Origin of the sequence: Streptomyces violaceusniger Tu 4113 (assembly GCF_000147815.2) — a bacterium.
Taxonomy (GTDB): Bacteria; Actinomycetota; Actinomycetes; order Streptomycetales; family Streptomycetaceae; genus Streptomyces; species Streptomyces violaceusniger_A.
The window spans coordinates 3211741-3227724 of record NC_015957.1 but is presented as its reverse complement, the minus strand read 5'-3'; the positions used below and the strand labels follow the sequence as shown (position 1 = coordinate 3227724).

Here is a 15984-nt window from a genome sequence, read left to right as displayed (position 1 = left end):
TCACCTGCAGGAGCGCATCATCTGCGTGGCGCGACGTCCGCCGGGCGCCTCACCTGCACGGCACATCGCCCGCATGGAACGTCCCCTGCGCGACGCACCGCCTGCGCTGCACATCACCTGCGGGAGCGCATCATCTGCGTGGCGCGACGTCCGCCGGGCGCCTCACCTGCACGGCACATCGCCCGCTTGGAACATCCCCTGCACGACGCACCACCTGCGCGACATACCACCTGCAGGAGCGCACCATCTGCGAGGCGCATTACCTGCGAGGCGCGGCGTCTGCGGGGCGCGTGGCCTGCGGGGCACATCGCCCGCGTGGAACGTTCCCTGCGGGGCGCGCCACCTGCGCCACGCATCGCCTGCGCGGCGCGTGACCTGCAGGCGCATCCTCTGCGCGGCGCATCGCCTATGCGGCACATGGCTCGCGGGGCACACCGCCTACGCGGCGCATCGCCCGCGCGGCGCATCGCCCGCGCGGCGCATCGCCCGCGCGGCGCATCGCCCGCGCGGCGCATCGCCCGCGCGGCGCATCGCCCGCGCGGCGCGCGGCGCGCGGCGCCGGCCAGGCGCCGCGCATCGCCCTCTCGCGGCCTCAGCTCGCGTCGGCCAGTGCCAGGGTGTGCAGTCGCTCGGGCGGGCCCGGGCGGGCGTAGTACCAGCCCTGGGCGGTGTCACAGCCCAGCCCCCGCAGATGCTCGGCCTGTACGGCCGTCTCCACGCCCTCGACCGTCACCGCGAGGTCCAGCGTGTGGGCGAGCGAGACGATGCCCTCGACGATCTTGACGTCGACCGGATCGGCCGGGGCCCGCTGCATGCCCCGGGTGAAGGAACGGTCCAGCTTGAGCGTGGAGACCGGGAGCCGGCGCAGGTACGACAGGTTGGAGTAACCGGTGCCGAAGTCGTCCAGGGCGATGTCCATGCCGAGGTCGGCGAGTTGCCGCAGGGGCCGCAGGGCGCTCTCGTCGGCGCCGATGAGGTCGTTCTCGGTGACCTCCAGGCACAGCGCGCTGGGGCATAGCCCGGCGTTCTCCAGGACCGCCACCGTGTCGGAGACCAGCGTGGGGTGGCTCAGTTGGCACGGCGAGAGATTGACGTTGACGCGCAGCGGCTCGCCGTCGTCCTCGTCGGCGTCGCGCCACTCCCGCGCCTGCCGGGCGGCCTGCTCCAGCACCCAGCGGCCGAGCGGCACGATCAGCCCGGTGTCCTCGGCGAGCGGGATGAACTGGTCGGGGCCGAGCACGCCGTGCACCGGATGCAGCCAGCGTACGAGCGCCTCCGCACCGCGCACGGTGCCGTCGGTGAGCCGTACCAGCGGCTGGTACTCGATGAAGAACTCGCCCTTCTCCAGGGCGGAGGGCAGCCCGTTGGTGAGGCTGTGGCGGGCGATCACCCGGGCGTTGGAGTCGGCGTCGGCGATCTCATAGCGGTTGCCGCCCGCGGCCTTGGCCCGGTACATCGTGATGTCGGCGCTGCGCAGCACCTCGGCCCGGCCGATCTCCCCCGCCCGGCCGTCGACCACGCCGATGCTGGCCCGTACCCGCAGCTCACGGCCCTCGACCCGGACGGGTTCGGCGAGCGCGGCGAGCATCCGGCGGGCCAGCCCGGCGCCGTCGGCCTGCGCCGCGGGGCCGGTGACCAGGGCCAGGAACTCATCGCCGCCGACCCGGGCGATGAGCTCGGCGGGAGTTTTCACACAGTCCTGGAGGCGCTTGGCGACGGCCTTGAGCATGCGGTCGCCGGCGGCGTGCCCGAGGCTGTCGTTGACGGCCTTGAAGCCGTCCAGGTCCAGATAGCACACGCCGAACCGCTCGGCGTCCGCGCCGGCGGCCAGCACCTGGTCCAGCCGCTCCAGGAACAGGGTGCGGTTGGGCAGTCCGGTCAGCTCGTCGTGGGTGGCCTCGTAGCGCAGCCGCTCGCGCAGTTGCCGGTGCTCGGTGATGTCCTCGGCGAGGGCGAGCTGGTACTGCGGGGCGCCGCTGGAGTCGCGGAGCAGGGTGACCGTGAGATTGGTCCACAGCTCGCTGCCGTCGTCGCGGTAGTGCGGCTTCTCGATGCGGAAGTGGTCGCGCTCCCCGTTGACCAGCTCGCGGTAGAGCTCATGGGCGCCCGGTACGTCGTCGGGGTGGACGAATTCGGTGACGTTGCGGCCGGGGCGGAAGAAGTCCATCCCGCCGAACATCCGGGCCATGGCGTCGTTGACGACGAGCACCTCGCCGTCGAGTCCGGCGATGCCCACGCCGATGACCGCGCCCTCGAAGACGGCCTGGAACTTGGCCTCGCTCGCGTGCAGCGCCTTCTCGGCCTCGGTCCGGGCGGCCAGCGCGGCCCGCGAGATGGCCTCCTGCTCATCGCGCTCGCACTTGCGCAGCTCGCGGACGAACCCGGCGGCGAGGGCGTGCTGCAGCCGCACACAGCGGGCGCGCGCCTCCTCCTCGGACAGGGGCTCGTGGCCGGGCGCGGCGGGCGGTTCGGCGGTCGGCGCGGCAGAGGGTGGCCCGGTGGGCGCCGAGCAGGACACCAGGTGCGCGTCGATGACGCCCAGGATGGCGGGCAGCGCTTCCGGCTCGGTGCACTGCGCGTTCACCAGCGCGGCCCCGACCGTGTACGCCGCCTCGGTGTCGAAGGGAGAGCCGCGTAGGGCGGCGCTCAACCGGTGGGCCAGCGGCAGCAGATAGACCTCGAACTCGTCGGAGGTCATCGTCGTGGCCGCCAGCGGGTGGACGGCCCGGCACCAGATGCCCGCGAACCGCCTCAACTGATCTTTCTCCGTGGGGGCGGGGGGCCCGGCGGCGTCCCCGGCGCCGCGGTCACATCTCGGCCCGCCCGATTCGGAGGTCATATCGCGCGCTCCCCGGGGCAGCCGCCATGGACTGTGTCCCTGTCACGTGCCGCGTCCTCGCCTGTGGCGTCGATGCCCTCCGGCCGCCAGTCCACGTCCTGCACTTCCTTCGCCCTCTTCCGGCTTCCGGGGCCGCCCTCGGGTCGTCCGCGTCCTCGGGGAAGTTGAGCACGACGAAGAGCGGCACGGCAACCCGCTGCTGAGGCGAGATTACTGATCAACCGTTCGATGGGGAAAGGAAAAACGGAAAACTTCAATCCGGATCTGACCATGGAGACGTGCGCCGCCGGAGGAGGCCGGGCACCTGTCACCGGCATCTGCCAGCGGCCCGATCCCCGCGCTGACCTCGACCCTCCAGAGGGCGGGCCATTGGAAGCGGCTCCGCTGAACCCCTCAGGATCCGCCCCTCTGACGCGCCGCCAATCTTGCCCGCGGACAGTCGAATTGGGAAATGCATCACGTCCGCGCGCTCCGCCGTCACACCGGGCGAGGAGACGGGACACACCTCCTCCCGGCCCGTCCGCTCCCCCTCCGGGCCCGCCCACTGCGCCCAGGAGATCGAAATGCGCGCACCGTTTTCACCCTCATGCGGTGAATTGCCATGAAGTGGGTACTCGCCCGGGCGGATCTCCTCGAGAAGGCATCTCAAGAAGGCATCTCGAGAAGGCATGAGGACGCACAGGACACATGAGGACGCACGGAGTGACCCAATGGCCCCACCAGGTGTCGCCCACGATCTGCTGCTGCACCGCTGTCTGACCCTGTTCACCAGCTTCGACGGGATCGACGGGAAGGACAGGAACGACGGGATCGACGGCCAGGACGGGGCAGAGATACTGCGCCGGGCGATGGCCCAGGTCAGCGCGGTCGGGACCGGCCGCGCCGAGGCGGGATACCTACGGCTCGGCGAGGGTCTGGTCCGCTGTCCGCACGACGGCCAGCGAGCCACCGAGGCCCTGGACGCGCAGGTGAGGGAGCTGGCCGGACGGGACGGGCCGGTGCGACTCCCCCGGCGGGCCTGGGGCTGGGCATTCGGGCTGCGCGAACCAGGTGGGCTACGCGAGGCAGGCGGTCCGCATGGGCCGGACGGCCTGCACGGCGCCCTGGTCGTGAGCTACCGCGACCGGCCCGGCGAGGACGAACGGCTGCTGCTCACCCTGCTCGTACGGCAGACCGCCGCGGCCCTGTCCGCCGCCGCCGCGCACCGCCGTGAGCGCGCCCAGGCCCTGGAGCTGCGCCGGGCATGGGACGAGCGGGAGGCGATACGGAAGCGGCTGGACGCCTCGCTGACCGATCTCTCCCGGCTGCGGGAGGTGCATGACGCCCTCGCCCGCTCGGCCGCCCACGGCGACGGCGAGGACGGGATCGTCCGGACGCTGTACCGGATCACCGGGCTGGCGGCCGCCGCCGAGGACCGGTTCGGCAACCTCCGGGCCTGGGCGGGCCCCGGCCGCCCGGACCCCTACCCCAAGCCCGATCCGGCGCAGCGCGAGGAGCTGCTGCGGGAGGCCGCCCGCCGGGCGCGTCCGGTGCGGGTGCGGGACCGGCTGGCCGCGATGGCCGATCCGCGCGGCGAGGTGCTGGGCGTGCTGTTCCTGGTGGACCCGGACGGCCGGGCCGATGAACGGGCCGTTCGCGCACTCGACCACGCCGCGGCCTCGCTCGGCCTGGAGCTGGCCCATCTGCGCGAGCTGGCGGAGGTGGAGCTGCGGCTGCGGCGGGAGCTGGTCGACGATCTGCTCTCGGGCGCGGACGACACCAGTGCGTACGCCCGCTCGGAGGCGGTCGGCCACGATCTGCACGGTCCGCACCATGTGATCGTGGTGCGCTGGAGCGACCGCCCGGCCGACGATGTCTTCCTGAAGTCGGTGAGCCGGGCGGCCACGGGCATGGGCCTGCGGATCCTGCCCGCCCTGCGCTCGGACGCGGCGGTCCTGGTGGCCCAGAGCGCACCGGGCGAGCGGTCGCTGCACTCGGCGCTGAGCCGTGAGCTCGGCACGGACAGCGGGGCGATCGGGGTGGGCGCCTCCTGCGACACCCCGCACGAGGTGCCCCGCTCGTACCAGGAGGCGCTGCGGGCGCTGGAGGTGCGCCGCCGTTCCAACAGCGCGAGCGGCATGACGTTCTACGACGACCTGGGGCTGTACCGGATCCTGCGCACCGGGAGCGACCACCGGGAGGTCGAGCGGTTCGTCAGGGAGTGGCTGGGCCCGCTGATGGACTACGACGCCCTGCACCACACGGACCTGGTGGAGACCCTCTCCCAGTACTTCGACCGCGGCGGCAACTACAGCGAGACGGCCGCGGCGCTCGTGATCCACCGATCGACCCTGCGCTACCGGCTGCAGCGCATCCGCGAGATCAGCGGAAGCGACCTGGCGGACGTGGACAGCAGGCTCAACCTCCAGGTCGCCACCCGCATTTGGAAGGTCATGCGCAACGGGCCCGAGTGAGCGGAGCGCCACCGGGCACCCGTGACCGACGCGACGGCACCACACGACGAGGCGGGATGGGCGATGGGCGACAGATACGAGAGCGTGGCGCGCAGTCTGCTCGACCAGCAGGGCACGACCTTCGCCACCCAGGCCGGGATCAAGCTCCGCGACACCCCCGGCCCGCTCTACCAGCTCCTCGTACTCGCGCATCTGCTGTCCGCGCGGATCAGCTCCGATATCGCCGTCGCCGCAGCCCGCGCCCTCTTCGACGCCGGGATGCGCGACCCGCGGCGGATGGCGGAGGCCACCTGGCAGCAGCGGGTCGACGCGCTGGGCGAGGGCGGCTACCGGCGTTACGACGAGCGGACCGCCACCCAGCTCGGTGAGGCGGCCGAGCTGGTGAACCGCGAGTACGGGGGCGATCTGCGGCGGATGCGCGAGGCCGGGGACCCGAAGAAGCTGCTGCCGGAGATCAAGGGCATCGGGCCCGCCGGGGTGAACATCTTCCTTCGCGAGGTGCAGGGCGTCTGGCCCGAGTTCGCCCCGTACTTCGACCGCAAGGCGCTGGAGGGCGCCGAGCGCGTCGGGCTGCCGAAGAGCGCGGGGGCGCTGGGGCGGCTGGTGGCCGAGAAGGACCTTCCCCGGCTGGCCGCGGCCCTGGTCCGCGTCGCGCTCCACGCGGACGCCGCCCGGGAGGTGCGCGCCGCCGCGTGACGCGTTCACACGTGACGGGTTCAGCCGCCACGTAACGCCTTCAGTCGCCGCGTAACGCCTTCAGCCACTGCGTAACGCGTTCAGGTGAGGAACTGCGAGCACAGCCGGTCGCAGAAGTCGTCGGCCGTGGCCGGTGGCCGTCCGCCGTGGTCGCCGCCGAGGAGGCGGGAGATATCCGGGAAGAGGGAGGACGCCCCGGTCGGCAGCGGGCATTCGATGCCGTCGATCGCGGTCAGCCGGGCGTGGGCGGCGTCGCGCCGCTCGCGATACCCGGCCGGCCGCCGCCACGGTACGTCGTCGAGCGCGCCGAGCGCCGCGTGCTGTGCGACGGCGGCCACATTCGAGGTGCACTGGCTGTGCCTCAGCGGATGCCGAGTTCGCCCAGCACCCGGCGCTGGGCGGAGGTGGGCTTGGCCGGGAAGTAGAGGTAGCAGACGCCTCCGGTGCCCGAGACCACCTTGCCGTTCGCGTCGTACCGCTTGGTCCGCAGCCAGATGTTCTCCCACTGGCGCCGCTTGTAGACATGGCGGACCGCGTCGTTGCTGGGCGAGGCCGGGTCGTTGGCGATGACGTCGCCGTCCGCCGTGAAGCCGATGACGGTCATCAGATGGCCCGAGGTGCCGTATCCCGCGCCGTCCAGCTCGGTCTTGAGGAAGGACTGCGAGGTGATCACCGGAATGCCGGCGCCGATCAGCTTCTCGGCGTCGGCGAGCGAGCCGAGGCGGGTGACCACGCCCTGCAGATCGCGGTAGGTGGCGGCATAGGCGGCGTTGAACGGCCAATTGCCGCAGCCGTCGTACTGGTAGTCGAAGGTGGCCCGGGCGGCGTGGCAGACCTGCGGATCGGCGTAGTCGGGGTTGACCCAGGACAGGTCAGCGGCGGAGGGCTTACGGCCCCAGTACTCGATGATCATCTGCGAGGAGGTGGGGCTGCACCATGCCTCGCCGCCGTTGTCGTACTCCGGGTACTGGCCCTTGTGGATCTCCTGCGAGTAGCGCGGTACGCCCAATTCGCGCCCCTTGGGCAGGCTCGGTGTGGAGGCGGGCACCTCGAACCGGTCGGGGACGTCCGAGCCCATCGCGCCGACCCGCCATACCGTGGGGGTGAGCTTGGAGCCGGGCTTGCGGTAGAGAGTGAGCCGCACCTGGTACTTCGCCAGCCGCAGCCCGCTCGCCGGGTCGTCGATGGAGAAGGTGTCGGTCCACACCGAGCTCTTGTCGTCGCTCTGGTCGTCCACCGAAGTGCGCCGGATGGAGGAGGCGCCGTCGTCGGAGGCCCAGCGGCCCATGACGTACCAGGGGGTCGCGGTGCCGTCGGAGTAGGTGCCCTTGAGCTCGATCTGGATCCAGGTGCCGGCGGGGGTGCGGGCGTTCCAGGAGACAATGGCCTCGGTCGCGGGTACGGAGAGCGTGCGCACCGGGGAGGTCCAGGTGGCGTACTCCCAGGCGGCCTTGGTGCCGGTGTGCGGATCGGTGTAGTCCACGCTGCCCAGCGGACGGGAGATCACGATGCCGGGGCGGGCGCCGCCCTCGGCGCGCACGCCCTTGGCGGCACCGGCCAGCCAGTCGGCGTGGCCGCTCCAGCCGTGGTACTCCGCGACCCGGGCGGCCTTCGAGCCCGCCGGGGCCGCGGCGGCCCCGGGGACCTCCGAGCCCGGTGTCGCGGCGGCGGCCGGACGGGCCGCCCCGGCGGTCGCGGCTGTCGTGGTGACGGCGGCGGCGCCCGCGACGCCGAGGGCGACGGCGAGCACGGAGCGGCGAGGCGTGGATCCAGATCTGGTCATGCGGGGTTCCCCCAGTCGTCGTCCAGTCCAATGGGCGGCGGGTGCGCGACAGTCGCACAACTATGGCCGCTGCGAGTGGTCTCAGGCCAGTGATTCCCCCGGTACCCGCTCCATCAATATTGGTGTGAACCAATGGAGTGAACGAGCCGGAAGGGCCGTATGGTGGTCCCCGATGCGAACATACCCACCGGTTGGCGGCCTGGACGCGCTGGCGCGGCGCCTGCGTGCGCTGCCGCCGTCCTGCGGGCCGGTCCGGCTGGTCGCGGTCGACGGTCACGCCGGCTCCGGGAAGACCACCTTCGCCGGACGGCTCGCCGAGGCACTCGGCGGTGCCCCCGTCCTGCACACGGACGACTTCGCCACCCATGAGGAGCTCTTCGGCTGGGCCGGGCGGCTGCGGAGCGAGATCCTCGCCCCGCTGGCCCGGGGCACGGCCGCGCGCTACGCCCCGTACGACTGGGTGGAGCGCCGCTTCGCCACCACCCGGCGGCGGCTGGATCCCGCGCCGGTCGTGCTGCTGGAGGGCGTGGGCAGCGGCCGCCGGGCGGTGCGCCCACGGCTGGCGCGGCTGTTGTGGATGGATCTGCCGGAGCGGGACTCCTGGCGGCGCGGACAGTTGCGGGACGGCCCGGAGCTGTCCGCATTCTGGGACGGATGGCTGCCCGCCGAGCGTGCGCACTTCGCCGCCGACCCCTCTCGCCCGTACGCCGGAACGTTGGTTCTGCAGCGAAAGGAGGGGTATGAGGTGCTACCGGGACCTGCGGCGAACGACGGAGACGCGCCCTGGCCTCACACAGCGTGAACCGGCATTTCCGACCGGGTCCGACGCCCGCACCCGACGCATGACGCGTACCCCAACTCGGCTTGACCTGGGGCCCATACAGGTCTTACGTTCTCAATGTGCGACTCGTACGAGTCGTCCCATAACGCGAAGCCCCCGGTTGTTCCCCCGTGATCGGGGGCTTCGTCCTGTCTCGCGCCGGTTTTCCGCTGCTTTGCGCCGCCACCTCCTCACTCTGGGTGACGAGCCACCCCAGGCCCTGTGCGCCCCTTACACGCCCCCGCGCACACCAACCCGACCTTGTGTGATTGCGACGAACAACAGTGCGGCACCCTCGGCCCATGCGGGCTGCGCAGGTACGATGCGAAAGGGGCATTCGCCCCTGCGGCATCCACGGGGGCTGGGGTTGTGGGGGACGTGATGGATTTCGGCACGCAAGGTTCGCACGCCCCGGCCGACCTCGCCTGGCTGCGAGCCGTCGACGCCTACACGATGGGCGCGTACGCACAGGCCGAGGAGGAGTTCCGGGCCGCGACCCGGCTCGACCCCGGAATGGCCGACGCCTGGCTCGGACTGCACGCGCTGCGGGCCGACACCACGGCCGCGCTGCTGCGGATGTACCGGCACCGCGACCGCTTCGGCGAGCAGCGCGCCCGCCACCGCCGCACCCTCAACTCCTGGTACTGGCTGGGCTGGTGGGTCCAGCCCGTGCTGGAGACCAGCCGGGACCTGCTGCTCGCCCACGCCTCGCACTGGCTCGACGGCCGCCATGTGCCCGAGCTGGACCGGGCGCTGGCCGGCTGCCCGCCGGTGGAGGCCGATCCGCAGGCCCGCTTTCTGCACGCCTGCCGCGCCTATCTGGTCAAGGACTGGGAGCAGCTCGTGCGCCACACCGAGCCGCTGCTGGACGATCCGTTCCTCGGTATCGAGGCGGGGCTGTTCGCCGGGATGGCGCGGGTCCGGCTGGAGATGTACAGCCAGGCCGAGCCGCTGCTCGCCGCCGCCTTAATGCGCTGTCGCAGCGAACAGCCCCAGCGCAAGGAGCTGCGCTACTGGCTCGCCCGCGCACATGAGGGCACCGGGCGCAGCGCCGCCGCGCTCCCCCTCTACCGCGCGGTGCACCGCATCGACTCCACCTTCATGGACACCTCGGCGCGGCTCGCGGCGATAGCCGAGTCCGACGGGCTGGACGAGCCCGCGGACCTGGCCGCCATCTCACTGGCCGGCGCCGGTGGCCAGGACGCCACGGACGGCCGGGACACCACCACCGACCCCGCCGATACGCTGCCCGCCGACGGCCGCGATCCGCGGGCCGCGGCCGAGGGGCCCGAGGGCCCGCCGCTGATGGGCCCCGCCGTGGTGGGCGCGGGCGGCACCCGCGCCCGGGCCGGTCTGCCGTCCCAGCCCGGCCCCTCGGATCCGGTGCTGCTGGAGAGCGCGCTGCAGGAGCTGGAGCGCATGGTCGGCCTGGAGCCGGTCAAGCGGCAGGTGCGGGCGCTGTCGGCGCAGCTCCACATGGCGCGGCTGCGCGCCGGGCAGGGCCTGCCGGTCCAGCCGCCCAAGCGGCACTTCGTCTTCTCCGGCCCCTCCGGCACCGGCAAGACCACCGTGGCCCGCATCCTCGGCCGGGTCTTCTACGCCCTCGGGCTGCTCGGCGGCGACCATCTGGTGGAGGCCGGGCGCGCCGATCTGGTCGGCGAGTACCTGGGCCAGACGGCGGTGAAGGCCAATGAGCTGATCGACTCGGCGCTCGGCGGGGTGCTCTTCGTCGACGAGGCGTACTCGCTGTCCAACTCGGGCTACAGCAAGGGCGACGCGTACGGCGACGAGGCGCTTCAGGTGCTGCTCAAGCGCGCCGAGGACAACCGCGACCGGCTCGTGGTGATCCTCGCCGGCTACCCCGAGGGCATGGACCGGCTGCTGGCCGCCAACCCCGGCCTCGGCTCCCGCTTCACCACCCGCGTCGACTTCCCCAGCTATCGCCCGCTGGAGCTCACCCGCATCGGTGAGGTGCTGGCGGCGGAGAACGGGGATGTGTGGGACGAGGAGGCCGTGGAGGAGCTGCGCAGCATCAGCGGCCATGTGGTGGACCAGAGCTGGATCGACGAGCTGGGGAACGGCCGGTTCCTTCGCACGCTGTACGAGAAGAGCTGCGCCTACCGGGATCTGCGGCTCTCCGGGTGGAGCGGCACGCCGACCCGTGACGACCTGGCCACGCTGCGGCTGCCGGATCTGATGCAGGCGTACGGGGAGGTCCTGTCCGGTCGCGGTCCCATGTACCGCGACCCCCAGGACCCGCCCCTGGGGTAGCGGCGCCTGCGGCGGGCTTTCCCTGGCTGAAAATCCCCCTCCGGCGTTTGAGGAGCGGGGTCCGGGGCGGAGCCCCGGTTGTGGAAGGCCCGCCGCAGGCGCGACCGCGGTCAGCCGACCATCGCCCGCTCCTCCTTGGACAGGGAGGCCGCCGCCTCGCCCCTGGGCTCGGCCACCCGGTCCCGGGCCCCGCGGCGGTGGGATGGGTCATGGACCTCGCCGACCAGCTTCTCCAGGACGTCCTCCAGGGCCACCAGCCCCAGCACCGTGCCGGACCCGTCGGCGACGGCCGCCAGATGGGAGGCGGCCCGGCGCATCGCGGTCAGGGCGTCGTCCAGCGGCAGCTCCGCCCGGAGCGTCTCGATCGGATGCCAGACCCGCTGCGGCACCGCCCGCTCCCGGAACTCCAGCTCCAGGACGTCCTTCACATGCAGATAGCCCATGAAGGCGCCGCCGGGGCCGCGCACCGGAAAGCGCGAGTAGCCGGTGCGCACGGTCAGTTCCTCGATCTCCCGGGGGGTGACCGAGGGGTCGACGGTGACCAGGCCCGCCGGGTCCAGGAGGACGTCGGTGATCGGGCGGCTGCCCAGCTCCAGGGCGTCCGCGAGCCGCTCTTGCTCACCGGGGTCGAGCAGCCCGGCCTGCCGGGAGTCCTCGACCAGATGGGTGAGCTGCTCACTGGTGAAGACGGCCTCGACCTCGTCCTTGGGCTCCACCCGGAACAGCCGCAGCACCAGCCGGGCGCACGCCCCCAGCAGCGCGGTGACCGGCCGGCACAGCCGCGCGAAGCCGACCAGTCCGGGGCCGAGCCACAGCGCGGTCTTGGCCGGCGCCGCCATGGCCAGGTTCTTCGGCACCATCTCGCCGATGAGCAGATGGAGGCAGACGACCACGGCGAGCGCGATGGCGTAGCCGAGGGGGTGCACCAACTGCTCGGGCAGCTGGACGGTGTGGAAGACCGGCTCCAGGAGCTGGGCGACGGTCGGCTCGGCGACCGCGCCGAGGGTCAGCGAGCAGATGGTGATGCCGAACTGCGCGGCCGCCATCATCTGCGGCAGGTTCTCCAGGCCCGTCAGGACCGTACGGGCGCGCGCGGAGCCCTCGGCCGCGCGCGGTTCGATCTGGCTGCGGCGCACCGAGACCAGGGCGAACTCGGCGCCCACGAAGAAGCCGTTGACGAGGACCAGCAGGGCGGCGAAGAAAAGCTGCACCACACTCATCGTCCGGTCCCCTCCCCGGCCGCGGCGCCGGCAGTCACCTTCGGCGGCGTACCCGGCTTCGTACGGACGATGCGCACCAGCTCCGCCCGGTGGTGGCCGACCTGCCGGACGGCCAGCTTCCAGCCGGGCAGCTCGGCGGTGTCGCCGGGGACGGGGATCCGCGCCAGCAGATCGGCCACCAGCCCGGCCACGGTTTCGTACGGCCCGTCGGGCGCGTCGAGGCCGATCCGGCGCAGGGTGTCGACGCGGCAGCCGCCGTCGGCGTCCCATGCGGTGCGGCCGTCCTCGGTGAGGGCCTGCACCAGGTCCGGGGTCTCCGCGGCCTCGTCGTCGTGCTCGTCGCGCACCTCGCCGACCAGCTCCTCGACGATGTCCTCCAGGGTGACCACACCGGCCGTGCCGCCGTACTCGTCGACGACCACGGCTATCGGCTGTTCGCTGCGCAGCCGCTCCAGCAGCGGCTGGACCGGCAGCGTCTCGGGGACCAGCAGCGGCGGCTGGGCGATCCGGCTGACGGAGGTGCGCAGCCGGTCCCCCGAGGGCACCGCGAGGGCGTCCTTGAGGTGCACCATCCCGATGACCTCGTCCAGCCGGTGGCGGTAGACGGGGAAGCGGGACAGCCCGGTGGCCCGGGTGAGGTTGAGCACATCCACGGCGGTCGCCGAGGAGTGCAGGGCGCTGACCCGCACCCGCGGGGTCATCACATGCTGGGTGGTCAGCTCGCCCAGGGACAGGGTGCGGACGAACAGATCCGCCGTGTCCTGCTCGATCGCGCCGGCCCGCGCCGAATGGCGGGCCAGCGAGACCAGCTCACCGGGGGTGCGGGCGGAGGCCAGCTCCTCGGTGGGCTCGACGCCCAGTGCCCGCACCAGCCGGTTGGCCACGGTGTTGAGCAGGGCGATCACGGGGCGGAAGAAGCGGGCGAAGGCGTACTGCGGGCCCGCGACGAAGCGCGCGACCTGCAGCGGCCGGGAGACCGCCCAGTTCTTGGGCACCAGCTCACCGATGACCATCTGGACGGCCGAGGCCAGCAGCATGCCGAGGACGACGGCGACACCGGAGACGGCGCCGTGCGGCAGGCCGACCGCCTCCAGCGGCGCGGTCAGCAGATGGCCGAGCGCGGGCTCGGCGAGCATGCCGACGATCAGGGAGGTGATGGTGATGCCGAGTTGGGTGCCGGAGAGCTGGAAGGACAGCTCGCGCAGCGCCTCGACGACGGTACGGGCGCGCTTGTCGCCCTCGTCGGCGGCTCGCTCGGCGTCCGGCCGTTCGACGGTGACCAGGCCGAACTCGGCGGCCACGAAGAAGCCGTTGGCGAGGATCAGGACAAGTGCCGCACAGAGCAGCAGGAGGGACAGGGTGGTGCTCATGCCGCCGCCTTGTGGTCGGCGGCGGCGCAGGTACTACAGGACGATCCGTCCATCTGCGGAGGGAGTCACTCCTCGGGTCGCAGGGGAGCCCGCCGGCGCGCACGGGGTGCGTGCGCACAGGGAGAGGCGGGGTGGGGCACCGTTCGGCCCCGGCAACAGGGTAATCAAGGATGGGGCGTGACGGGCAGGCCCCTCACGCCGTTGGAGTGCCGATCAGTTTACCGACCGGTTCGGTGGGACCTGTCCGGCGGGGGCGAAATCGGGCGTAAAGGGGCAGCTCAGCACTGCTGGGGCCGGGCGGCCCGGCCGGGCGGCTCAGTCCATGGCACGGCCCGTGCCGTGTTGCTCGGCGAGGGCGCGCAGGGCCCGCGCGTCGCTGATGGCCCGCGCCTTGGCGATGCCCGGCTGGATGCCCATCGCGGGCAGGCTGGTGCCGTCGGCGAGGTCCAGGTAGACCCATGGGTCGCCGGGGCGCAGATTGACCCGGAGCACTTCCGCCCACTCCAACCGCCGCTTGGTGGTGAGGTTGACGACGGTCACGCCGCCCTCCTCGGCCACCACCTTGGGGCGGCTGAGCAGCGTCAGCACCCCGAAGAACAGCAGTCCGGTGATGATGAAGCTGGCCTTCTCCCCCGGCCCCAGCCGCTCCAGCAGCAGCGCGACGACCGTGAGGACGACCAGGACGGCGATGCCGACGGTCATCAGGACGGCGCGGGTCCTGGTCGGCCGGAAGGTGACGGGCAGGGCGGGCGGGGGCGCGGCGGCGGACACGTGGGTCGGCCTCTCGGATGAGAAGGGAACGGGTGGGAAGGCGAGACGGGGCGGGGGCGGGCCGTCAGAGGCGGCAGGCGTGGATGCCCGTGGTGAGGATGGCCCGGGCCCCCAGGTCGTAGAGCTCGTCCATGATCCGCTGGGCGTCCTTGGCGGGGACCATCGAGCGGACCGCGACCCAGCCCTCGTGGTGCAGCGGGGAGACGGTGGGCGACTCCAGGCCCGGGGTGAGCGCGACGGCGCGCTCCACCTGCTCCACCCGGATGTCGTAGTCCATCATCACGTAGCGCCGGGCGACCAGGACGCCCTGCATCCGGCGGAGGAACTGCTGGACCTTGGGGTCGTCGCTGGGGTCGCCGGTGCGGCGGATGACGATCGCCTCGGACTCCAGGATGGGCTCGCCGATGATCTCCAGCCCGGCGTTGCGCAGGGTGGTGCCGGTCTCGACCACATCCGCGATGATCTCGGCGACACCGAGCTGGATGGCGGTCTCGACGGCGCCGTCGAGGTGGACCACGTCGGCGTCGACCCCGTTGTCGGCGAGGTGCTTGGTGACCAGTCCGGCGAAGGAGGTGGCCACGGTCATCCCGCCGAACTCGCTGACGTCCTTCGCCGTGCCGGGACGGGTGGCGTAGCGGAAGGTGGACCCGGCGAAGCCGAGCTGCATGATCTCCTCGGCCTTGGAGCCGGAGTCCAGCAGCAGATCGCGGCCGGTGATGCCGATGTCGAGCCGGCCGGAGCCCACGTACACGGCGATGTCGCGGGGGCGGAGGAAGAAGAACTCCACCTCGTTCTCCGCGTCGACGAGGACCAGCTCCCGGCGGTCCTTGCGCTGCCGGTAGCCCGCCTCATGGAGCATCGCCGACGCAGGCTCGGACAGTGAACCCTTGTTGGGGACGGCGATGCGCAGCATGAGTGCTCTTTCCTTCGGTTGCGAGGGTGAGGGTGTGGGCGGGGGGTGTCAGAGGTGGGCGTAGACGTCGTCGAGGGTTAGCCCCTTGGCGACCATCATCACCTGAAGGTGGTACAGGAGCTGGGAGATCTCCTCGGCGGTCGCCTCGTCGCTTTCGTACTCGGCGGCCATCCACACCTCGGCGGCCTCCTCCACGACCTTCTTGCCGATGGCGTGCACACCGGAGTGGACCAGTTCGGCGGTGCGGGAGGTGGCGGGGTCGGCCGTGGCGGCCTTCTGCTGGAGCTCGGTGAAGAGCTCCTCGAACGTCTTCTTGGGCATGGTGTCCGTCATCCTACTTGGGCCGTGCGACACCCCTCAGCGCCAGGGTTCGGCGACCGAGCGCAGGGTGGTGGCGGTGGCGACGGCCGCGGTGACCGCCTCATGGCCCTTGTCCTCGCTGGAGCCCGCGATCCCGGCCCGGTCCAGGGCCTGCTCCTCGGTGTCGCAGGTCAGCACGCCGAAGCCGATCGGAACGCCGGTGTCCACGCTGACCTGGGTCAGCCCCTGGGTGACGCCCTGGCACACATAGTCGAAGTGCGGGGTGCCGCCGCGGATGACGACGCCCAGGGTCACGATCGCGTCATAGCCGCGGCCCGCGAGCACCTTCGCGACCACCGGCAGCTCGAAGCTGCCCGGCACCCGCAGCACGGTGGGCTCGTCGATGCCCAGCTCGCCGAGGGCGCGCAGGGCGCCGTCGAGCAGCCCGTCCATCACCTTCTCGTGCCACTGTGCGGCGATGACGGCGACGCGCAAGTCCCCGCAGTTCTTCACGGACAGTTCGGGGGCGCCCTTACCGCTCACGTCTC

The 15984-nt window shown here is 72.3% G+C and carries 13 protein-coding genes; 4 read left to right on the top strand and 9 right to left on the bottom strand.

Features of this window, described 5'->3' with window-relative positions; all coding sequences use genetic code 11:
* Positions 1 to 592 precede the first annotated feature (592 nt).
* Positions 593 to 2839: a putative bifunctional diguanylate cyclase/phosphodiesterase gene (locus tag STRVI_RS14035; RefSeq protein WP_014056311.1), complete on the bottom strand. Its 2247-nt coding sequence runs from the start codon at positions 2837 to 2839 to the stop codon at positions 593 to 595.
* Between the two features lie 710 nt (positions 2840 to 3549).
* On the opposite strand from STRVI_RS14035, the gene STRVI_RS14030 reads away from it, so the two are divergent.
* The gene (locus STRVI_RS14030; RefSeq protein ID WP_014056310.1) at positions 3550 to 5292 is read left to right on the top strand and encodes a PucR family transcriptional regulator; all 1743 of its coding nucleotides are present in this window, start codon (positions 3550 to 3552) and stop codon (positions 5290 to 5292) included.
* Between the two features lie 63 nt (positions 5293 to 5355).
* Positions 5356 to 5988 (top strand): endonuclease, encoded by a 633-nt coding sequence (locus STRVI_RS14025; protein ID WP_014056309.1) that lies wholly within the window; start codon positions 5356 to 5358, stop codon positions 5986 to 5988.
* 80 nt (positions 5989 to 6068) lie between these two features.
* Here STRVI_RS14025 and STRVI_RS14020 read toward each other — a convergent pair whose 3' ends face one another.
* Both STRVI_RS14020 and STRVI_RS14015 read right to left on the bottom strand, forming a co-directional pair.
* The gene (locus STRVI_RS14020; protein ID WP_043235890.1) at positions 6069 to 6326 is read right to left on the bottom strand and encodes a hypothetical protein; all 258 of its coding nucleotides are present in this window, start codon (positions 6324 to 6326) and stop codon (positions 6069 to 6071) included.
* A gap of 23 nt (positions 6327 to 6349) precedes the next feature.
* Positions 6350 to 7771 (bottom strand): peptidase C39 family protein, encoded by a 1422-nt coding sequence (locus tag STRVI_RS14015; protein ID WP_014056308.1) that lies wholly within the window; start codon positions 7769 to 7771, stop codon positions 6350 to 6352.
* Positions 7772 to 7943: 172 nt separating this feature from the next.
* Between STRVI_RS14015 and STRVI_RS14010 the strand changes: the two genes are divergently transcribed.
* Both STRVI_RS14010 and STRVI_RS14005 read left to right on the top strand, forming a co-directional pair.
* A complete protein-coding gene (locus tag STRVI_RS14010) occupies positions 7944 to 8573 on the top strand; it encodes a uridine kinase family protein (RefSeq protein WP_014056307.1) in 630 nt (209 codons plus the stop codon).
* 399 nt (positions 8574 to 8972) lie between these two features.
* Entirely contained in the window at positions 8973 to 10862 is a 1890-nt protein-coding gene (locus STRVI_RS14005) for an AAA family ATPase (RefSeq protein ID WP_014056306.1), read from the top strand.
* A 110-nt stretch (positions 10863 to 10972) separates the two neighbouring features.
* On the opposite strand, the gene STRVI_RS14000 is transcribed toward STRVI_RS14005, so the two are convergent.
* The 6 genes from STRVI_RS14000 to ribH all read right to left on the bottom strand — a co-directional run bounded on the left by STRVI_RS14000 (position 10973) and on the right by ribH (position 15979).
* Positions 10973 to 12082, bottom strand: a complete 1110-nt coding sequence (locus tag STRVI_RS14000; protein ID WP_014056305.1) for a hemolysin family protein — start codon at positions 12080 to 12082, stop codon at positions 10973 to 10975.
* Complete coding sequence (locus tag STRVI_RS13995; RefSeq protein ID WP_014056304.1) at positions 12079 to 13452, bottom strand: hemolysin family protein; 1374 nt, start codon at positions 13450 to 13452, stop codon at positions 12079 to 12081. The genes STRVI_RS14000 and STRVI_RS13995 overlap by 4 nt, the downstream gene beginning before the upstream one ends.
* Positions 13453 to 13767: 315 nt before the next feature.
* Positions 13768 to 14223, bottom strand: a complete 456-nt coding sequence (locus STRVI_RS13990; RefSeq protein WP_014056303.1) for a PH domain-containing protein — start codon at positions 14221 to 14223, stop codon at positions 13768 to 13770.
* A gap of 64 nt (positions 14224 to 14287) precedes the next feature.
* Entirely contained in the window at positions 14288 to 15136 is an 849-nt protein-coding gene (gene hisG, locus STRVI_RS13985; RefSeq protein WP_014056302.1) for an ATP phosphoribosyltransferase, read from the bottom strand.
* Positions 15137 to 15184: 48 nt separating this feature from the next.
* Entirely contained in the window at positions 15185 to 15469 is a 285-nt protein-coding gene (locus tag STRVI_RS13980; RefSeq protein WP_043235886.1) for a phosphoribosyl-ATP diphosphatase, read from the bottom strand.
* Between the two features lie 24 nt (positions 15470 to 15493).
* Positions 15494 to 15979, bottom strand: a complete 486-nt coding sequence (gene ribH / locus STRVI_RS13975) for a 6,7-dimethyl-8-ribityllumazine synthase (RefSeq protein ID WP_014056300.1) — start codon at positions 15977 to 15979, stop codon at positions 15494 to 15496.
* Between the last annotated feature and the right edge of the window lie 5 nt (positions 15980 to 15984).